The following is a 20445-nucleotide window of genomic DNA, read 5'->3' on the forward strand; positions in this document are numbered from 1 at the left end:
CGACGACAGCACCTGAGCCGGAGCAGAGGCGTCCTTTTCGCTCCCTGGGGCTCGTCGGCACCTGCTACGGCGCGCCGGCGAGCCTGCCCATCACTTCGTACGTCTGCTGTGGGGTCAGCGGGAAAAGAGGTTGTAGACGGTGCCGTGACTGACACCGGCCCGGCGGGCGATTTCTTTCAGGGGCACGTTGAGGCCGCGCTCCAGGAAGAGTTCGGCGGCGGATGCCCGCAGTTTCTCCACGTTCCGTTGCGCGTCGGCCCGCATCAGGTCGTTGCTCCGGGCTCTGGCATTGCGGCCTCCATGGCCGCGTTCTCCGCCAGACTGACTTGACCCATGGGTCAAGAACGCTGCCGTGGCGAGGAGCGGTCCTGTGTCCAAAGTGATCGCCGTTTTCGGTGCCGGTACCGGTCTGGGTGTGTCCGTGGCCCGCCGCTTCGGGCGCGAAGGTTTCCGGGTTGCGCTGGTGGCCCGCCGCAAGGACCGGCTGGACGCCCTCGTCGAGGTGCTCGCTCTCGTCGAGGCGATCCGTGAGCGCTTCGGCCGGATCGACGTGGTCGAGTACGGGCCGATCAGCGGCGACCAGGGCTTCACCCCGGCTGCCGAGCTGGACGCGGCCACCCTGGAGGGCCTGACCCCGCTGCTGCTGGACCCTCGACTCTGTCCGACGCCACCCTCACCCTCACCATCACCCTCACCGCCAAGGCCGGCTCCGGGGGTACCAGCGGACTGCTGCGCACCTCCGCCGTTCTCACCGTCGCGGGGCCGTCCGGCGGCGATCCGGCCATCGACATCGATGTGCTGGTCTTCGGCGGCAGCACATCGTCGCAACTGGTCCTCGACCACTTCTCCGTCAAGTTCAGCGTGTTGCGGTAGGGGAAGCCCCGAGCCTGCAGAAGCGGACTGCACGGTGACATCCTCCGCTACTCGGTGATACCGTGTAGTGGTACTCGGTACTACGCAGTACCGCTAGGACCGAGGAGGACTCGCAATGGACGACCTGACGGAGATGCTGAAGGGCACGCTCGAAGGATGCGTGCTCGAAATCATCGGCAGGGAGGAAACGTACGGGTACGCCGTCACTCGTCAGCTGAACGAGCTCGGCTTCGCCGACGTCGTTGAGGGGACGGTGTACACGATCTTGCTGCGGCTGGAGCGGAACAAACTCGTCCAGGTGACGAAGCGACCCTCAGGAGTCGGTCCGCCGCGCAAGTTCTACGCACTCAACGACGCCGGACGCGAGGAACTCGCGAAGTTCTGGGCGAAATGGCTGTACGTCTCATCACGCATCGACAGGCTCAAGGAGGGCGGCAAGTGAACTTCTGGGAGACCATCACAGGCAGCGATCTCACCAGGGACTGGAAGGCGTTTGAAGCCAGGGCCGAGGCTCTGCCGGACGACTACCGGGCTGCGTGGGAACAGATCAAGGGCCACCTCTTGCCCCACGGGGACTTCACCGGCCGCAACCTGATGCCGATCCTCGACGCCGCACTGGGGCTGCTCGAAGAAACAGCAGCTGACGGGCAGAGCGTCCACGAGGTGCTCGGCGACGACATCCAGGGCTTCTGCGCGGCGCTTGCCGGTGGTGAAGGGGCTCGAACCTACCGCGACCGGTGGCGCGAGCAGTTGAACAGTAACGTCGCGAGGAAACTGAACCGGCTGGGAGGCTGACGTGAGCATCCAGGACATCATCGAGGGCAAGAAGCAGTGGCGGGCGCACACGGCTCGGGTCAAGGCGCTCCCGCCGGACTACCAGATCGTCTACAAGGAGATGCAGAAGTACTTCTTCAAGGTCGGACCGGTCGACCTGCCCGACGGGCCCCTGCTCCCCGGGATCGTCGATTTCTTCGAGGAGGGCGCCGCCGCGGGCAAGGGGGTCGTGGAACTGATCGGCACGGACGTCGCCGCGTTCTGCGACGATCTGGTCAAGGATTCGCCCACCTATGCGGACGCCTATCAGGAGTCCATCGGCGGGGACTCCGGTACGGCCGCGAAGTAGCACCCGTCGCCCCATGCCAGTGGGCGTAGTTGCCCGCACACCCGGTTCGTTACCCCGGCAACACGCCAATCGTGTTCAGCAATTCACCCCAGGCCGCTCCCGGGCGGCCGCGGAGAAGCCTCTGCGATGCCTGCCGTCCCTGCCTCCGCAACCACGCGTCCCACACCTCGCCGCAGTCCCGTCACACGCCTGTCCCGATGGGCCCTGCGCCAGGATCATCACACCCAACGCGACATACAACTTCACCGACAACTGGCATGGGGTCACCCTCGGCGGCACGGGCTGGGACGGCGGACACCTGGGTCGCCGCAACCCTGGGAGGAGGAGCCACCCGCTGTTACCACCTCGTGCCCATGCTCCACACCGTCAACGCCCAAGGCAGGGCCTACTGCGCCTTCGAGGAAGCAGCTCGTAACTGCGAACAGCTGACCATGAACGTTCGTATCTCCGCCTTCCAGGTCGATGCGACCTGCCTGGACACCGTCATCGTCTCTCCCGCCGCCTGCCGCAGATGTCCCTGGAAAACGAGACGACAGGCGTGAGGGCGGACATCGGCGAGGACATGCCCTGGAATCCCACACCAACCCAGACCGCAACGCTCATCCAGGCCTTCGGCGACTTACGAAACGCTCTCAACTGCCCCTATCAGAAAGTAGACTTGGGCTCACAGCTATAGGCCGCCGGTGAGCGGCACGTGCCGCTGCCTCCGCTCGCCCCGTGCGTCTGCAGAACTGGAACGTGCGGCGCGCCTGGAGACCAGCCTCCCTTGGCGCCCACCGGCTGAAGGGATGGCGCACAGCCCGCCTTCGCGTACCGGCGGGAGCGACGGCGCGGAGGAGGCATCCCGCTGGTTCATCCGTCCGGGCGGACGTGGGCTCTTCGGCCCCGGACCGGTGCTCCGGTAGGCGATGGTGCAGCGGTCCTATGGAGGAGTTCATGATGGAGCGTTTTCTGGCGCCGCACGAGGCAGCCATCGACGCGGCCGGTGTCCGGGTCATCCTGTCCTGCGATGTGGAGGGTGATCTGGACGATGCGACCCTCGGCCGGGCCCTGGACCATCTGTGGGCGTGCAGTCCGCTGCTCGCCGGGAAAATCAGTCAGGGCCGAGAAGGAAGGCCGCTGGTCCGTATCGAGGACACGGCCCCGGGGCTGGTACTGGGCCACGGCGAGGATTTCGACGAGGAGATCAACACGCCTCTCGCTTGGGACCGGGGGCCGTTGCTGCGGCTGACCGTGCTCCGCGAAGCCGGGTGCAGCCGGGTGGTGATGACCCTGCCGCGGGCATTCGTCGACGGGATGAGCTACCTGTCCCTCCACCAACGCCTGTGGGACACCTACACAGCCCTGACCATGGGCGGCCCCCTCCCTGGCAGCCTTGTCCAGCCGGTGCTGGGCCCCGCGCTGGACGACCTGCTCGCCGCCCGATTCACCCCGGAAGAGCTGCGGGACTTCGTTGCCGAACGAGCACAGCTGGATAGTGAGGCGCCGCCCGCGCTCGTGCCCGCTCTCGCCTCCCGGGACGGCCGACCCGGCACGGACACGCGTTTCCGCATCATCGGAATCGACACCGACGCGGAACAGACCAAGCGGCTTGTCCAGCTCGCCCGGGGTGCCTCGCTGAGCCTGAATGCTCTGGTCTCAGGCATCCTGCTGACCAGCCTGCGCTTCCTGCTCCCCGCCACTGGTGGCCCGGCGAGGCTGCTGTGCACCACGGCTGTGGACATGCGCCGCCGGCTCACCCCGCCACTGTCGGCCGAGGTCCTGCAGTCCGCGGCAACCACCACTTCCATCCGGCTGGAGGTCAGTACCGGAACTCACCCCGTGGCAGCCGGTCAGGCCCTGGCCGCCCGCCTGCGGGCCGACCTGGACAGCGGCGCCGCAGCGATGGAACTGGCCGCCTTCCCCTACATGCTCGACCAGCACCCACCCAGCCTCGTCATCACCAACGTAGGCACCATCACCGAACCGGACCTGCCCCCAGGCCTGCGCATCAGCAACATCCGCCTGGCGCCCCTCGGCCACGTCCCCATGGTCTTCGTCGTCGTCAGTCGCTACCAAGGCCGCCTGGCCATCGACCTGACCTACAGCCACGCCTGGTACACCGACGACCAGATGCAGGACCTGGCCCACACGGTGACCGCCACCATCGACACCCTGACCGCCGGAGAGCCGCAGCCGACAGCAGAATCCCGGCACGCACCCGGGCAGGCAGTCGCCTGACTCCCACGCACCGGGCGCGCCACTGGTCGCCGGGCAGCAGTCGGCCTCGTCGCGACGAGGCACTCGTATGGTCCCCGGCCGGGCGGCAGTCCTGTGGGGACCGTCGGCTCGTGGGTCGAAGCCGCCCTCGCCCGGGGCCTGCCGCCTTCTACGGGTTCCTCCGTTCCTGCGCTCCTGCCGGGAGGCCGCTGTGTTGCCAGACCACCCTGACTATCCGCCGAAGAATCCGCCGCCCCCCAAGAGGCTCGTCGAGGATCCCTGACCCGGAGCGGCAAGCCGCCCCGCGGTACGTCACGGCCACGGTCCGCGGCCGCAACTGCTCGCGCGGGACGGGAGGTCGCGGAGGCGCTGCACCGGTGGGGCTACCGTCCGAAGGGGGACCACTCCCGCCGGGTGGTCGAGCTCCTGTTCCGCTCGGCGGCGCGGGACTGCGGCCGGCGGATCTCGCTGCACCTGGCGGACGACGAGGCGCGGAACCAGGTGATGGTCCTGGCGATCAGCCACCGGCAGGACATGCCGCCGGGCGACGACCAAGTGCTCCGGGACGCCGAGCGCATGCGTACCTTCGCGCCCTCGGCCCCCATGACTGTCGGTGTCGAGACACGAAGTTCCTGGTGGGGCGCGGTGGAACTTGGTCGTGAGACCTCCTGCCAGGAGCTTCATCACGTTGCAGAACCGCCCAACTGACGGACATCGCCGACTGATCGGAATCGGCGCACTGTCAACTCCCCTTCGTGTCGAGGACACAATCACGGGTGAACAGGCGGCCGCCCGGCGGGGGATCTCGCGTTTCAGCCGCCACTCCTGCTCGGCTTCGGGCAGTCTGGCGTTCTCCGGCCCGCAGCCGGGTCGGTTTCCTCCGTCGCACTGACGCTGCCGTCACGGGCTTCGGAACGGGCACGGGACTCGTCCTTGCCTACCCGCGTCCGCAGCGACCCCGCGGTGATACCGAGAGCCGCGCCCCACCACTGCGTACGTCCGCGCCTCGGCCTCGGCCCGGTGAGGCGCGACAGCATCCTTCCTGAACTCCTCCGGATACAGAGACTTGCGTCCCGCCTGGACACCCCGCCATGGACCATCAAGGTCCATTGTCAGGGTGTCCACTCCAACGGGTCTGACTCAGGTACGGCGGTGGCCCTGTCCAGGGACAGGCAGAGCGGGCGTACTGCCGGCCCGGCCGGTGTCGGTGGGCTGGGCCGGGCGACTGCTGTACCGACGACTGGTGAGGCATGTCTCGGAATGAGATCGCGAGTCGACACGCGTCCTAGTCGATGCGGTCTACCCAGGCGCTCACGACGTACCCCGCACCCCAAGGGTTGGAGGCGACCGAAGCCTGGCCGACCGGGGCCCAGTTACCGAGGATGATGCGCTGCGGCAGTCTGGGGTCGAGCGGGTTGAGCACCGCGTGGATCCGGTGCTGACCGGTACCGCTGGTGCAGAGGCTGGAGAGGCTGGTCCCGGACGAGACGGTGCAGTCGCCGGGAGCTGCCTGGGCGGCGGGCGCCGTGGCCAGCATCATGCCCGCCGTGGCCGCCGCGACGGCCACGGCACCGGCGAGACCGCGCTTCCTGAACAGGGGCTTCGTGAACATGGGGACTCCTTCTTCTGATGACGATGCGTGCTGGGAAGGGGGCGCATGTGCGGGGAGAGTGTGGAACGGAACGATCCGGTTTCGGCAGGCGGTCCTGTGGGGTGGCACGGGCGCCGCGCATACCAAAGCGCAACAATGGATGAGAAAGCGAGTGATTCCCCGCTTGATCGCGAGCAGAATCCTTCCCAGGTACGCGGGTCCTGGCAAGAGCTTGGCCAGATTTGGTACAGACCAATTGCCGGCCCTGGTGGGGGTGTGGGACGTCGGAAGCCGTTGTGGAAGCCTTCTCAGGCTGAGCTGGGGGAGGCGGAGGCCGCGTGGGACCGGTTCGTGATCGCCCGGGAGGCGGTTCGGCGAGGTACTGGCGGAACCGCGCGGTACCGAGGCGGCGTCGCCGGTCGCGATGGGCGCTGATCAGCCCGCGCGGGCAGCACGCCGCCCCGCTGGGTCTGGAGCCGGTCGTCACGGCCGGCAGCAGGCTGCGGGCGTCCACCACGATGTGCCTTTCGGCCGTTGACCTAATGGGCGGCAGTTGGCACGACTGGAGCCCGCTCGTCGTCGGCCGCCGGCGTCAGCACAACGTCCTCCGTTGATCCGGGCCCGTGAGCCCTCAAAGAAGACTGACGTGTGCTGACGCTCGCCGCCGACGACGAGCACCACCCCCTTGATGACCGATGATCATCATGGTTCAAGCCTCCTGCGGGGACCACCTCTTACGTGATCGGGAGCCACCAGCTCCGTTCGAGACTGAGGGCCCCGCAGGTCGCTGGGGTCATGAACGGCTAATCGGATGTCGGGCCAACGAGCCCTTCCATTAGAGAGACGCATGCCCTGCACGGCTTTGACCAGCTAAAACGCAGGAAGCAGATGAGAGAGCTGGAGCAAGTGAGAGTGTTCTGCGGCATCGACTGGGCCAGCGACCACCACGACATAGCCATCGTGGACGAATCGGGCGCGCTGAAGGCCCGGGCCCGCATCGACGACAGCGTCGAAGGCCTGAACGAGCTCCTCCAGATGCTCGCCGAACACGGCGACACTGCGGAGAGCCCGATCCCGGTGGCCATCGAGACCTCGCACGGCCTCCTGGTCGCTGCGTTGCGCGCGACCGGCCGCCCTGTGTACGCGATCAACCCCATGGCCGCTGCGCGCTACCGCGAGCGCCGGACCGTCGCGCGCAAGAAGTCGGATCACCTGGACGCCCTGGTGCTGGCGAACATTCTCCGCACCGACGCCGACGCCCACCGGCAGCTGCCCGCCGACACCGAGCTCGTCCAGGCCGTCGCCGTGCTCGCCCGTGCTCAGCAGAACGCGGTCTGGGACCGCACCCAGGCCGGCAACAAGCTGACATCGCACCTGCGCGAGTACTTCCCCGGCTACCTGGCGGCCGTCGGCCACCGACGTGAAGGGATCTTCCACCCGATCGCCCGCGTCCTCCTTGCCGCGGCACCGACCCCGCAACAAGCCGCCAAGCTCACCCGCGCCCAGCTGCGGGCCCTGCTGAAGAAGGCTGGCCGCAAGAACACGATCGACGCTGAGGCCGAGCGCCTCCATACCGCTCTCCGATCGCCGCAGATGCGCCAACTCCCCTTGGTGGAAAAGGCCATGGGTAGGCAGGCCCTCGCGCTCCTGCGTCAGCTGGACGCCGCCTGCACCAGCGCCGACGACCTTGCCGAAGCCACCACCGAGGCCTTCGAGGAGCACCCTGACGCCGGGATCATCACCAGCTTCCCCGGGCTCGGCCCCCTCAGCGGCGCCCGCGTCCTGGCCGAGATCGGCGACGACCGCTCCCGCTTCGCAGACCCCCGGGGCATGAAGGCCTACGCGGGTGCGGCCCCCATCACCAGGGCCTCCGGCAGGAGCACGGTGGTCATGGCCCGCAGGGTCAAGAACCAGCGGCTGGCCGGGGTCGGCTACATGTGGGCCTTCTCGGCGATGGCCCATTCAACCGGAGCCCGGGCCCACTACGACCGCCGCCGCAACGCCGGCGACCGGCACACCGCCGCCCAGCGCAACCTCTTCAGCCGCATGATCGGCTGCCTCCACCACTGCCTCACCCAGCGCACGCACTTCAGCGAGGACATCGCCTTCCCCGCGCCACGAGAAGTCCAGCTGTCCCTGGCGGCTTGACGACTTTCCGCATCGGATGTCTTCTTGCCTCCGTCGAAGCTCCGTGACACGGCCGGAACGGACGAGGCGACTTTGACGGACCGGGCGTCGATGATCCCTGCGGTCGGTTCCCGGTCCCGGCCGGCCGCCTCGCGCACCCGGTCGTGCGGCCGGTCGTGGAACTCAGCCACCAGGCCCTTGTACCGCCGGCGTCGGAAGAAGGAGTTGGCGGGACAAGGCGGGGGAGGTCTGCCAGCATCGCCCGCCGCGTGATGCCGCCGGCGACCACATAGCGCACCGCATCGATCATCTGCCGGTGGCGGTACGCCTCAGGCTGCCCGTCCTCGACGTTCATCCATGCCGGCACCAGAAGCAGGTTCCGGACCACCGCCCACTCCGCATCGGTCATGTCGGACGGGTGGCGTCGTACGTGATCCTCGTTGTCGGCCGCGTTCCCGTACATGTGCGCGAGGCAGTCACACTGTGGGAAAGCTGAGCTGGACGCGCTTGTCACCTGCACGGAAGGCTGCGGCACAGGGGCCTCCTGCTGCTCTCGGACTCGACACCCAGGGGCTGTGCAGGAGGCCCTGCTTCCATGCCCGACGTCAGGGTCGGAGTTCGGCCGGTGTCAGGAGATGGAGTAGACCGACGCCCACTTCTGGCCGGCCGAGCCGGCGGAAGCGGTGTTGGCGATGACCGCCTGGCCCGCAGTCGCGTTGCCGTCCAGGACGAAGCCGGTGGCCGGATTGGTCAGGGTGTACGTGCCGACGGCGTTCTGTGTCACCTGCCAGCGCTGGTTGGCGGCACCGAGGCTGACGGCCTGCAGGGAGACCTGGCCGCCGGCGGTGGTCGGTGCGGTCAGGTAGAGCGGGATCGGGCAGCTGTCACAGATCCGCACGGTGCCGTCGCTGTTGGAGGTGAACTTCCAGCGCTGTGAGGCCCGGGAGGTATCCAGCGTGGCGAACCGGGCCACCGATGAGATGGTGACGCTGCAGGTCCCGCCGCGTTGGAGGGCGACGCCACCGCCGTTGCTGAGCGCGTGGTAGGCGTTGTCACCAACGACCGTGGGGCCGTAGTTGATGGCGTGCGTGTCCAGCGCGGTCAGCGCTGCGCCGGTGGTGGACAGCGGCGGCACGGCCGTCGGGCGGACGTTCCTGAACCAGTCGGCGAAGGTCGCGGGCGTATGCGAGGCCAGGGTGGTGATGGTGCGGTCCCAGCTGCCGTCCACCTGGTTCCACAGCTGGAGCAGCGCGCCGTCGACGTTGCCTTGCACCTGGTCGCCGGTCTGCCAGCCCGCGGCGGCGGTGAACGGGTAGGACGAGCCGTCCGGCCACACGTAGCGTTGGTCGCCCAGGAGGTAGGCGGCCGCCGAGTCGGCGAAGCCTACGGTCCAGGCACAGGTGGCGGACGACACCGCCTGGATGTAGTGCGGGTTGCAGTTGGTGACGGACGGGAACGTGCCGTTGTACAGCCGGTGCTGGAAGAAGTGGCCCGATTCGTGCAGCACGGTGTGCTCGGAGTCCGGGTCGGCATCGGCCAGGTGGACGGTGTTCGACAGGTCGTACCACGGGCCGTCGGTGGACCCGGTCTGCCGGCGCACCGTCAGCGTGGTGCAGCTCGCGGCGTTCGTCTCGGCGGCCGTCCAGCACGGAGTGGTCGAGTTGACCCGGCGCGACCAGAGCAGGTTGACGGTGTCGAAAGCGTGCCAGGCACGGGCCTCGGTGGTCGGTTTGACGGTGCCGAGAGCGACGCTCGCCGATATGTTCGACTGTGTCGGCGTGTTGTAGGTGTAGACCGTGCCGGTGGAGTCGGCGACCCGCCACACCTGGTTGTTGCGGGTGGCGAAGCGCACGAACAGGTGGTCCATCGCTGTGGTGCATGCTCGGACCGGCCGTGCGCCCTCGAATCTGTCGGTTATCCATACGGGCGGGACCCGTCGGCGGCGGCGTTTCCGAACCGGTGTTCCAGACAGTCACCATCCAGCGTGACGGAACTCGACTGTCAGCCCATCGACACGGATTACTGTCACTACGGCACCAGGGCCTCGTGATGTTGCTCGATGATTCGACGCCAACGAGCTGTTCAGGAGGCCCTGCTCGTATGCGCCGAGCACCCGCAACCACCCGATCGGGACTCTCGTTCTATCGACAACCCCCAAGTTTCGGTACGACAACAGCCACTCGGCCTGTTGTTCAACGTCCGCCGATCCGTCTCAGCGAAGGCGTTGCGATTCTCACCAAGCGTGGGGGAGTGCTCTGGTCCGATTCGCTCGTCGGCTCGCGTTCACAGCGAGCGGTGGAAAAGCGGTGGACAAAGATCGCGCGAGCGGCACACTGACCCATGTGAAACAACTGCTGGTGGATGTGGAAAGCGTCACTACGCGCTTGGTACGTCGATTCGGACCCCAGGTCGCCGAATGGTGCGCTGACACGCCGGATCTCATCGCGCGGCTGACGTCCCAGTGGGGACTTTCGCTCGGTGAGTCCCTCCCGGACGGTGCTTCGTCGGTCGCGTTGCGGTGCCGTTGGCCCGACGGCACGCCCGCGGTGTTGAAGATCAGTCCGGAGCGGGCCCTTATGGCCGAACAGGTCGAAATGCTGGGGTGGTTCGCCGCCTCGGGCCGGGTGCCCTCGGTGCTGGCCGTCGACGAGGAAGCAGGCGCGATGGTGCTGGAGGAGATCGTGCCCGGAACGACTGCGGGGGACATGCCCGCTGCTCCGCTTCCGGGGCAGTGGTCGGAGCTGCTCGCCGCTCTGCACGGGGTCGCTCCGCCTCCGTTGCCGACGCGTGTGCTGCGGGGGCGGTGCGAGGAGGCCTTCGCCCGGGTCGGCAGGCGGCTGTCCGAGCCTGCGATCAGTGCACAGATGGACGCTACCGCGTGGGACAGGGCCATCCAGCGGTGCGAGCGGCTGCTGGACACGGAAGCGACAACCGTGTTGCTCCACGGTGACCTGCACCTGGGCAATGTGCTCGACGGCGGCGCGGAGCGCGGTCTCATGGCCATCGACCCGAAAGCCTGTGTCGGTGATCCGTGCTTCGACGCTGTGGACTACGTCGTAGCCGGTGCCGGGCTGGAGGGCGTCGAGACCCGCTGCGCGCGTGTGGCGGTGGCGTGCGGGCTCGATGGCGACCGGCTCCATGCCTGGAGCCAGGTGATCGCACCGTTCGTGGCCATCGCCCACCTCGGTAGCGGTGGTGAGAAACCGGTGATCGATGAACTGCTCGCGTTGACCCAGTGAGCACACCCGGTATTCCCGATCGTCTCGTGCTCCCGCGCTCCGCTGGAGGCGGCGGACGGTCGAGCGCGATGGTCGGTCGGGTGTCCGTCAGCCGGCCGGGGGTGGCTGGTGCGGCCCTGGTGTGATCATGTGCGTTGTCGATGCTGTTGATCATGCCAAGGCCGCGAGGGTGAGTCTGCTGCGCGACGCTGCCCGCGTTGATCTCTGACTGTGTTGTCACGGTTCCGGACCGACTTCTCCGACTGCCTGACCGTCCGCCCCGATGCGCTGTTCGAGCTGACGGACGCGGTGCTGTGCACGGACGGGCCTGTGCGGTCGCTCATCGAGCCGGCCCTCGTGCCGGAACGCCGCCGTAGCCACGGATCTCTCTACGGTGGGCTCGACCAGGGTCGGATCGGCATCGGCCGACTGCGGCGGACCCTGGCCGGGGTGCCGCGGCCGAAGGCGGCGGACGGCAGGCTGGTCCTGGCGGCGGACGTTTCGCCGTGGCTTCGGCCGGACGCTGCCACAGTCCCGGACCGCCACCCGCCACGACGTGGGCAGAATCCTCGCCACCGGCCAGGCATACACTCGATCCGCCCACCACAAGGTCGGTACCAAACTCTGGCGAACCAGGTAGAGACAAGCTAGGCGGAGGCCCCGGCAGGCGAGCCAACGCCCCGCGTTCCGGGCGCGTTGGCCACGGGACGCGCGGGGATACAGGAGGTCTTGGGAGATACCCAGGAACCGCCTGGGCCCGTCAGGGCGGCCAAGAGGTCGACGGCCTCGTGTATGCGGCGGTAGACCGTGGCGATCCCGACGTGGAGTCCCGCCGTGAGGCGGGCGTAGGTGTCACCTCGGCCGCGGCCCGGTGGAGCGCGACAGCGTGCTTCCTGAACTTCTTCGGATACGGAGACCCGCGTCCACCTGGACATCCCTCCCTGGACCATCCAGATCCATCGTCAGGGTGTCCACTCCAAAGGGCCAGCCTCACACCCGCGCGAACGTCGATCCTGCCCGGGAAGCGGCACACCCTTGCGCCGGTGCGGCAGCCGGCGCAAGGGCGTGCAACCGCTTGGCCCAGTGCGGATTCCCGGAAGATGACCGGTGCCGGCTTGACGAACTGCTGTTTCCGGGCTGACGTCCACGTTCGGGTGATTTCCCTTCGGTGTAAGGGAAATGAGGACAAGTCCCGCCAGCATGGCAGAGGGGCTACGGCAACCCTGATCTGGAGGCCGTGGGCCCTGCCGCGCGCACCGGGCCCGGAGGGGCCGGCACAGGTTCTGCCCGGAACCGGTTCCGCGATGGGGTGCACACGGCCTGGCGGGCCGCCGGCCAGGCCGTGTGCGCAGTACGTATGTCAGAAGCCGTCGGAAACACAGCCTTGCGCGGACGAGGAGACCATGCCCGCCACCAACGACACGCTGCCGTTGCACCGCCTGCAATTCGATGAGCCGGGCCCGCCCTGCCGGACTCCGCTCCACGACGGGACGCCCGTCTGGCGTTTCACCCGCTACCACGATGTGCGCCGACTGCTGGTCGACGCCCGCTTCGCACGCATCTCACTGCCCGGTTCCTCCAGCGTGCTGGACGACCCCGAGTTCTTGGCCAAACAGGACGGGGCAGCCCACCGGCGACTGCGACGCACCGTGCAGGGCGCGTTCACCCCCCGTGCGATCGCACGCATGGAACCACGCGTGGCCGAAGCCGCCGACCGGCTCCTCGACGACCTCATCCGGCAGGGCTCTCCGGCGGACCTCGTCACCCGCTATACCCAGCCGTTCCCCATTACCGTCACCAGCACACTGCTGGGCGTGCAGGACCTGGACCACGACCGCCTGCTGCGCTGGAACGAGTACTGCCTCGCCCTCACCACGGGCAGCACCCACGAATCCGCCCTCGCCCATCACGAACTCACCGAGTTCACCGCCGGGCTCCTCGCCGAACGGCGGCATACCCCAGGCGAAGATCTGATCAGCCACCTCATCCGTTCCGCCGACCACCAGGGCGGCATCCCCGACGCCCCACTCGTCAAGCTGATCAGCACCCTGGTGATCGGTGGCTACGACACCACGATGACCATGCTCGGCAACGCCCTGCTCTACTGCCTGAGTGAACGCCCGCAGGACTGGGAGCGGCTGGGAACCGACGAGAAGGCGGCAGCGGCCCTGACCGAGCGGCTGATTCACCTGATCCCCCTCAACGACCCCGAAAAGCTCACCAACCTCCTGCGAGCCACGGAGGACATCGAGATCGGCGGCGTGAAGGTCCGCACCGGCGAACTCGTCATCGCCGACCGGGCCGCGGCCAACCGTGATCCCGCGGTGTTCCCCGGCGGCCCCTGCGCGGACCTGTTCGCCCCACTGCAACAGCCCACCCTGGCATTCGGCGTCGGACAGCACTACTGTCCGGGCACCTGGCTGGCACGCACGGAACTCCGCATCGCTCTCAGTCATCTGGCCTCACGGCTCCCCGGCCTGCGGCTGTCCGTACCGGTGGACGCCATCACATGGCGCCAGAGCAACCTCACCCGAAGCCCCCTGAGCCTGCCCGCCACCTGGTAGCACAACTCGCACACCTACGACTCACGAGGTGTCAGGGCATCACCGCTCGTCCCGAACCCTGCTCCCGACACCGACGAGGAAGTGGTGAAGTGCCACCCGGGCCGGGACTGCTTCTTCACCGCTCCCGCTGACCGGCCCGGCCGGAATCCGAAACGGACTCGACCCGGCCCCCGACTCGGATCGCGAACCTGGACAGCTCGCCGGCCCACCCCTGGCAGGTGCCCGAGAACTGCCAGCGGGAGGACCCGGCCGGGGTCCCGAGTTCGCCCACGGGACCAGTGCCGATCTGCTGAATCGTCGTCGTCGCACGGTGTGTTCCACGTGGAGGAGGCGGAAGATGGGCACCGGCAGCGGTGTACATCCGTCCAGGTCCGGCAGTCCGGACCACCCGGCCAGGCCGGCTTGTTCACCCTGTCGGACGGCAGCATCTCCACCACGGGGCCGACAGCGGTGATCGCACTGCGACGCTCGGGGCGAGCCGTACCCCAAGCCGGGGCCGTCAGTCCGACGTGCTGAGGGGCGTGGGGCGGCGGTTGTGGTCCACCGAGAGGGATCTGAGATGGGGGACAGGGCCGTCGGGGCGGGCCCGGTCCCGACGCTGAGTCGAGCCGGGGGTCGTCCGGTCGCGGCCCGCCATGCGCCCGTGGGCCGGCTCGTGCCAGGTCAGGTCGGCATGGGTCAACGGTTCGGTTCGACGCGGCGAGTGTGCGCCGGTGATGCCCGGTCAGCGGCGGCCGGCGGCCAGGGTGACGAGGAACTGGCCGCCGCCTGCCTTGATGTCGGCAGTCACCGGCAGCCCCGGTACCAGTCGGGAGAACCGGTCCACCAGCCAATCCGCCGCCTCTTGGGCGTCCTGCCTGCTGGGACAACGGCCCACCATCTCGCGGCCCCCCTTGCGCTCCAGCCTCTCGGCAACGGTGATCAGCGGCGCGGGTTCGACCACGTACAGCCGGTCCGGCCAGGCGATGACCACCTTGACCGCGCCCTTGCGGGTATTGCACCCGCGGTGCGCGAGCCGCTCGGCGACCTTGGCCTTCCGGTCGGCCGTCCGGCTGTCAACGCTGGGCCCCCGCGGGTCGTTCACCGACATGTCGGGGTCGACCGTTTCGTCGCACACCCAGCACCGCCAGCCGTCGCGCTCTGCCACATCATCAAGAAGACTCACCCGAGCAAACTAGCCTGTCCGGCCGCCACCCCGCGCACCAGGGCCCCAGGCGCCGGCTTCTTTCCCGGGTGGGAGGTTCGCGTGTGCCGAGCCGTGCCCCGGGAACGCCTCGCATTCCACTGGCCGGACCTACCGACAGCGCAGTCGTGCCGGCCGCCGGATCGGGGGTCCGGTTGCACGTCGGGCTCGCGGAACGTCGGGTCGCCAAGGCCCTTCCTCTCCGCCGCCTTCCGCGCCTTGTCCACGCTCGGACCGGGCGCGGTCCGCCCCTCCGCATCGCCCACCGCATCTTCTCCCTGCACGGACGGCGGGTCGCATCGCCAAAGCACTCCGCCGCCCCCGGACTGGGGGCGGCGGAGCGGCCCGACCGGTCGCCCGGACGGGCCGGCAGGTCAAGAGGCCTTGCAGGCGCCCGCCGCGCAGTCGGTCAGCCATTGGTCGAACTCGGCGTCGTAGGCTCCACCGATGGACCGGGTCAGAAGGTCGCGCGCGCCCGGCCAGTCACCGCTGCGGTAGTAGCGGAGCAGGGTGTCCACCTCGCCCGGGTGCCGTTCGACCATGAAACGGACGGCCAGGTAGCCCCAGCGATAGGTCCGGTCCTGGTTGCTGTTGGCGTAGGTGGTGTCGAACAGCGTGCTCAGCCGGTAAGTGTGCTTTCCGGCCTCGGTGATCGCCGCTTCGTAGGTCTCCTTGAGGTAGGAGTAGGAGACGTACTCGGCGAAGCCCTCGACCCACCAGACGGTCGGTGTCGTCATGCCGTCCTCGAAGTCGCCGTACATGTTGTACCGGCCGTCGAGGTAGTGGGTGTACTCGTGGTTGAGGTTCCAGATGGCGAATTCGGGCTTCTGCCACTCCGCCTCATAGGCGATGAAGCGCGGCTGGTTGCCCTCCGCCGAGGGGTCGCCCTCCAGGTACATGCCGCCGTTGTTGGTGTCGATGCCGTAGATGATCCCGGCGTAGGTCCGGTAGTTGTTGCTGGAGTCGAAAGCGGTGACCTCGATGGTCTCGTTGGTGTCGTCCTTCACGGGACCGCTGTCCCGCGCCACGGTGTGGAAGAAGGCGTTCTGTTCGCTCATGCTGCGGCAGGCCTCGGCCAGCTGGTCGGTGGTGATCTCCTGGGCCTTGACGGTGATGCCGCCTCCGCAGTCGTGCCGCACGGGCAGCACCGCGTCGGTCAGCCGCTCCTTGAGGTTGCAGGTGCCGTACTCCTCGCACCGCTCCTTGTCGTAGGCGTCGGTCATCTCGGCGACGCCCACCCACAGCGGGGCGGTGGGACCGGTGATCTGCGATTTGGCGAGCAGGTCCTTGGCCAGCGGAAGGGCCTTGTCGCGCAGGCTGTCGTGCTGGAGGAAGCGGCCCAGCTCGCGTCCGGCGTTGTAGACGAGGAACCACTTGTCGCCGCTGAGCACCCCGATGTGGTCCGAGGCGAACTTGGTGACGGTGTCCAGCACGCTCGGGTCCTGCTCCACCGCAGTGACGAACTCCGGCACCTGGTGGCCGCGGAAGAGCACCGTGAAGACGCTGTTGACCGCGTTGACCATCCAGTACGAGCTGTCGTAGCTCTCGTCGTAGTCGGTCAGCAGCCGTTTGACGACGGACAGGTAGCGGGCGTTCTCCTGGGCGCTGTCGACCAGGACGACCGCCTCGGAAAGCGTCTCACCGTTGGCGTCGGTGACGTCTTGCGAGTGCGGGGCGGCGAAGAAGGCGTCCAGACCGCCCTGGATCGCGGACTTCAGTGTGCCGCCGTACGGGCCCACGTCGTCCGGGTGGTACCACTGCACGAAGTAGCCCGCGCGCAGGAACAGCACCAGTTGAGGCATCCCGGTGGAGCCGTCGCCGGGGTAGTCGGCCGAGCCGGCCCGGAGCGCCTGCGCGACGGTGGCCATCTGCTCCTCGCGGAAGGCCCCGCGCGCGTCGCCGCCGGTGAGGGTGAACAGCGTGTTGACGCAGTCGGTGGCGGACTCCTTGATCTTCCGCACCAGTGCGTCGCCGGTGTTCTGGGTGAAGTCGCCGATCTGACAGTCGGCTGACCGGACTCCGCTCTTCCGCCCGTGCAGCGAGGGGCGCGGATGCACGGCCTTCCCGGCCCCCGGCTGGTCGTAGTCGGTGCGCTGGGCGGACTGGTCGGCACTGAGCGGTGGACGGTCGGAGGCGGTGCGGGCGCGCCGGCCCGAGTGCGCCGCCGCGGCCGGTACCACGTCCAACTGGGCCCGCGGGGCGTCCGGGTCGGCGCCGAGGAGGCTGAGCTGCGTCCCGGCGGCCGTGGGGGCACCCGCCGGACCGGAGATGGAGGACGGGGCCGCGGCGGCGAGACCCGGGGCGGCGAGGAGCCCGCCCCCCAGGCTCAGGGCCAGGGCCAGGGCAGCCAGGGGGGCAGCTGCGCGTCGGTGCGTCCGGTGCGCGTCTCGGCGCGCTAAAGATATTCGCATGTTCGCTCTCCCATGGGGGGATTTGACGGGCCATGCCACGGATTGGCATGTGCATGCCCGTTGTGCAATGTACAATTTCACATGCCACACTGCACCGGGAAGGCCCTTGCATCAGGAATTCACCCGGGATTCCTCCCGGGCCCTTGCCGAGCCGGGGCGGCCGTGGTCCCGCCGCCCGTCACGCCGGGGGGCGTGACGGGCGACGGCCACCCACTACCGCCCCGGCGTGCTGCCGCGCACAACCGGTTCCGCGGGAAGCAGCAGCCCGTTCGTCGGGGCGGTAGTGGGGTCCTCGACGGTGGTGATCAGCTGATCGACAAGGGCATGGGCAATGGCTGCAAGGGGCAGGCGCGCGCTGGTGAGGGAGGGCTGGAGCAGCGTGCAGAGCGGCATGTCGTTGAAGCCGGTGACGGCGACGTCGCCGCCGACGGTGAGGCCTGCGGCGCGGACGGCCTGGTAGGCGGTCAGGGCCAGCCAGTCGCTTGCGCAGACCAGGGCGGTCGGGTGGTCGGGGCCGGTGAGCAGGCGCCGGACGGCGTGGGAAAGTGCGGCCGGTTCATCGTCGGGGACCCCGACCTCGAAGGCGCCGTCGGGGGCGGCGGCCGCGGCCTGCAGGAAGCCGGCCCTGCGGTCGGCGAGCCAGGGCAGGGACGCGGCGGAGTTGATGTAACAGATCCGGCGGTGGCCCTGGTCGAGCAGGAGTCCGACCAGTGCGGCGGTGGCGGCGGTGGAGTCGATGTCCACCCAGTTCTGGGGGCGGCCGGGGGCGGTACGGCCGAAGGCGGCGAACGGGAATCCGGCCTCGGTGAGCACGTCCACACGGGGGTCGTCGTGGATGACGTCGGACAGCACGAACCCGTCGACCTGGCGGGCCGCGATCAGTCCGTTGAAGGACTTGGCCACCGCTCCGGAGCCCTGTTGGGGATCGGAGCGGAACACCAGGATGCGGTGGCCGACGGCGTCCGCTGCGGTCACCAGTGCCTGGAGGAAGCCGCCCATCAGGGGGTTGGGGTCGGCGGGATTGTCCGCGGGGGCGGGATAGCCGATGACCTTGCGGGTGCCGGTGCGCAGGCTGCGGGCGGACTGGTCGGGCTGGTAGCCGAGTTCGTCGATGGCGGCGGTGACCCGGGCGAGGGTGGTGGCGCGCAGCCGGTGGGGGGCGTTGAGGGCGTTCGAGACGGTCTGGCGGGAGACTCCGGCCGAGCGTGCGACGTCCTCGATGGTCACCTGTCGAGCGGTCATCGTTCCTCTGTGGTCGGCGGGCTGGGGACTGCGGGTGGCGGCCCCCAGCCCGCGGTTGTCAGCGCTCGCGGGTCAGGGTGAGCAGGCCGCCGGTCGGCACGGTCACCGGGTTCACCCCGGCGACGAGGTCGAGCGCGGTCTCGGACAGGATCTCACCACGGCAGTCCTGGACGCGGGCGAGTGCCTGTTCCGGCCGGGTGGCGGTCAGGAGCACCACGGTGTCGACGTCCGCGTTGGCGACGAGCAGGGTCTGCGGGCCGTCCGCGGCGTGCCGGTCCGGGAGGGCGACGGGCAGCGGCGCGTAGCGGGCGACCACGGTGGTGCTGTGGTCGTGGGCAAGGACCAGGGGGTAGCCGAGGTCCGGTCGCACGGGTTCCAGGACGCCGAGCTGGAGGACGTCGGCGTACCGGCGGAAGACGCCGAGCCAGAAGCGCAGGGTGGCGAGCCGGTCAGGACTCTGGGCGGCGAGGTCGACGGAGATCTGCGGCACCGAGAACAGAGCGTTGACGAGGTGGACGGCGACGGACTCGGACGTCTCGTCGGAGTGCCACGTGATCATGTCGGCGTGGACGGCGAGCGGGCCGGCGGTGAGCCGGCAGTCGACGGTGCGCTGGCGGTTCTCGGCGGGGCTGAGCGGGCAGTCGGTGGCGCGGACCATGGTGGCGTACGGCCACAGCCCCGGGCTGACGTAGGGCTGGCGGTGCTCGACGATCACGTCCGGCCGGGTGCGGCGCAGCCGGGTGTCGAGGTCGGCGAGCAGTTGGAGGACGCCCTCGTGGACGGTGGTGCGGTCGGCGCCGGCCGGGGCGGGCGGGGGACCGGCGACGGCGAAGCGGTCGATGAAGTCGAGTTTCACACCGTCCATGCCCCACTCCTCCACGGAGCGGGCGATCTTCTCGATCAGGTACGCCCGGACCTCGGGGTGGCGGGGGTCGAGCACGGCCGCGTCCAGGTGGGGCTCCTCGCGCAGGATCATGCCCTTGAAGCGGTCCCAGGCGTCATTGTGCCGGCCGATGAACGGCACCGCGTACCAGAGGAGATAGGCGACACCGAGCCGGTGGACCTCGGCGACATGGGCCGAGGGGTCGGGGAAGGCCTCCGGGTTGGGCTCCCAGTCACCGCAGTGGCCGTAGCCGCGCGCGCGGTCGGTGGTCTGCCAGCCGTCGTCGACGATGATGCTCTCGCAGCCGACGGCCGCGGCGAGGGCGGCCTGGCGTTCGACGGCGGCGGTGTCGACGTTCTGGTGGAGGCTGTACCAGGTCGAGTAGGCGGGCATCCGGGCGGCGGGCGCGATGCCGGGGTGGTCCAGGCCCTCGGCCCACCAGTCGGTGACGGACCGCAGGGTGGCTGCGAAGTGGCGGCCGCCGAGATCGATCCGCAGCCGCAGCGGCGGCCCCTCCGGGGTGAGGTCCTGCTCCACGGTGAAGGCGAACTCGCCGCTCTCCTCCACCACACCGGCGCCGACGCGCACGGGTGCGGAGGTCTCCCCGGCGGCGGCGGTGCACAGCGCGCGGTCGTCGGCGCCGATCAGACTGGCGACGGGGGCACCCAGGGCGAGCGAGACGGTCCGGGGTGCGACCCACGACGGCGGCAGCCAGCGCGAGGCGTTGGTGTCCGGTGTCCAGTAGGCGGTGGCCCCGACGCAGGGTATCCGCCATTCGGCACGGACGGTGGCCGGGACCGGCGCCGTGACCTCGATGACGGCCACGCCGTCACCGACCGGGGTGACAGAGGTCTCCAGCCGGTCGCAGCCGAGCCCGGTGAGGTGGACGGTGAGCGGGACGCCGGCACCGTGGAACAGCCCTGTGGCGAGCTGCCGGTGGACGATGGCGTCGGGGGTCGCGTCGGCCGGAGCGTTGGGGCGCCAGATCTGGACCGGCTGCTGCGGGACCGCGGGTACTTCGGTGGTCACGG

15 protein-coding genes and 4 pseudogenes are annotated in these 20445 nt (G+C 69.2%); 11 read left to right on the plus strand and 8 right to left on the minus strand.

Annotated elements, in window-relative coordinates; translation table 11 throughout:
- Positions 1-123: 123 nt before the first annotated feature.
- Positions 124-264 (minus strand): annotated as a pseudogene (locus tag OHA98_RS18960) (TetR/AcrR family transcriptional regulator); the annotation flags it as partial.
- A gap of 106 nt (positions 265-370) precedes the next feature.
- Here OHA98_RS18960 and OHA98_RS18965 point away from each other — a divergent pair.
- The 7 genes and pseudogenes from OHA98_RS18965 to OHA98_RS18995 all read left to right on the plus strand — a co-directional run.
- Positions 371-646, plus strand: a pseudogene (locus OHA98_RS18965) (SDR family NAD(P)-dependent oxidoreductase); the annotation flags it as partial.
- A 342-nt stretch (positions 647-988) separates the two neighbouring features.
- A complete protein-coding gene (locus tag OHA98_RS18970; protein WP_266927307.1) occupies positions 989-1315 on the plus strand; it encodes a PadR family transcriptional regulator in 327 nt (108 codons plus the stop codon).
- Entirely contained in the window at positions 1312-1668 is a 357-nt protein-coding gene (locus tag OHA98_RS18975) for a DUF1048 domain-containing protein (protein ID WP_266927309.1), read from the plus strand. The genes OHA98_RS18970 and OHA98_RS18975 overlap by 4 nt, the downstream gene beginning before the upstream one ends.
- Before the next feature lies 1 nt (position 1669).
- Positions 1670-1996, plus strand: a complete 327-nt coding sequence (locus OHA98_RS18980; protein WP_266927311.1) for a DUF1048 domain-containing protein — start codon at positions 1670-1672, stop codon at positions 1994-1996.
- Between the two features lie 353 nt (positions 1997-2349).
- On the plus strand, positions 2350-2538 hold the full coding sequence (locus tag OHA98_RS18985) for a hypothetical protein (RefSeq protein WP_266927313.1): 189 nt from the start codon (positions 2350-2352) through the stop codon (positions 2536-2538).
- Between the two features lie 394 nt (positions 2539-2932).
- Positions 2933-4216, plus strand: coding sequence for a condensation protein (locus OHA98_RS18990; protein WP_266927315.1), 1284 nt, complete (start codon positions 2933-2935; stop codon positions 4214-4216).
- Between the two features lie 393 nt (positions 4217-4609).
- Positions 4610-4903, plus strand: coding sequence for a hypothetical protein (locus OHA98_RS18995; protein WP_266927317.1), 294 nt, complete (start codon positions 4610-4612; stop codon positions 4901-4903).
- Positions 4904-5480: 577 nt separating this feature from the next.
- Here the strand turns inward: OHA98_RS18995 and OHA98_RS19000 are convergent.
- The gene (locus tag OHA98_RS19000; protein ID WP_266927319.1) at positions 5481-5807 is read right to left on the minus strand and encodes a hypothetical protein; all 327 of its coding nucleotides are present in this window, start codon (positions 5805-5807) and stop codon (positions 5481-5483) included.
- A gap of 867 nt (positions 5808-6674) precedes the next feature.
- On the opposite strand from OHA98_RS19000, the gene OHA98_RS19005 reads away from it, so the two are divergent.
- Positions 6675-7934: an IS110 family transposase gene (locus OHA98_RS19005; protein WP_266927321.1), complete on the plus strand. Its 1260-nt coding sequence runs from the start codon at positions 6675-6677 to the stop codon at positions 7932-7934.
- Positions 7935-8541: 607 nt separating this feature from the next.
- Here the strand turns inward: OHA98_RS19005 and OHA98_RS19010 are convergent.
- On the minus strand, positions 8542-9780 hold the full coding sequence (locus tag OHA98_RS19010; RefSeq protein WP_266927323.1) for an RICIN domain-containing protein: 1239 nt from the start codon (positions 9778-9780) through the stop codon (positions 8542-8544).
- Between the two features lie 496 nt (positions 9781-10276).
- On the opposite strand from OHA98_RS19010, the gene OHA98_RS19015 reads away from it, so the two are divergent.
- The gene (locus OHA98_RS19015) at positions 10277-11152 is read left to right on the plus strand and encodes an aminoglycoside phosphotransferase family protein (RefSeq protein ID WP_266927956.1); all 876 of its coding nucleotides are present in this window, start codon (positions 10277-10279) and stop codon (positions 11150-11152) included.
- Positions 11153-11356: 204 nt separating this feature from the next.
- A pseudogene (locus tag OHA98_RS19020) lies at positions 11357-11674 on the plus strand (transposase); the annotation flags it as partial.
- 218 nt (positions 11675-11892) lie between these two features.
- Here the strand turns inward: OHA98_RS19020 and OHA98_RS19025 are convergent.
- A pseudogene (locus OHA98_RS19025) lies at positions 11893-11988 on the minus strand (IS5/IS1182 family transposase); the annotation flags it as partial.
- A gap of 546 nt (positions 11989-12534) precedes the next feature.
- On the opposite strand from OHA98_RS19025, the gene OHA98_RS19030 reads away from it, so the two are divergent.
- Positions 12535-13695, plus strand: coding sequence for a cytochrome P450 (locus tag OHA98_RS19030; protein WP_266927324.1), 1161 nt, complete (start codon positions 12535-12537; stop codon positions 13693-13695).
- 724 nt (positions 13696-14419) lie between these two features.
- On the opposite strand, the gene OHA98_RS19035 is transcribed toward OHA98_RS19030, so the two are convergent.
- From OHA98_RS19035 to OHA98_RS19050, 4 genes are all read right to left on the minus strand, one after another.
- Entirely contained in the window at positions 14420-14860 is a 441-nt protein-coding gene (locus tag OHA98_RS19035; protein ID WP_266927325.1) for a hypothetical protein, read from the minus strand.
- A 392-nt stretch (positions 14861-15252) separates the two neighbouring features.
- Positions 15253-17289: a collagenase gene (locus OHA98_RS19040; RefSeq protein ID WP_266927326.1), complete on the minus strand. Its 2037-nt coding sequence runs from the start codon at positions 17287-17289 to the stop codon at positions 15253-15255.
- Positions 17290-17502: 213 nt separating this feature from the next.
- A complete protein-coding gene (locus OHA98_RS19045; RefSeq protein WP_266927328.1) occupies positions 17503-18531 on the minus strand; it encodes a LacI family DNA-binding transcriptional regulator in 1029 nt (342 codons plus the stop codon).
- A 58-nt stretch (positions 18532-18589) separates the two neighbouring features.
- On the minus strand, positions 18590-20443 hold the full coding sequence (locus OHA98_RS19050; RefSeq protein WP_266927330.1) for a glycoside hydrolase family 36 protein: 1854 nt from the start codon (positions 20441-20443) through the stop codon (positions 18590-18592).
- Positions 20444-20445 lie beyond the last annotated feature (2 nt).

This window comes from Streptomyces sp. NBC_00654 (genome assembly GCF_026341775.1).
In the GTDB taxonomy this organism is placed as follows: domain Bacteria; phylum Actinomycetota; class Actinomycetes; order Streptomycetales; family Streptomycetaceae; genus Streptomyces.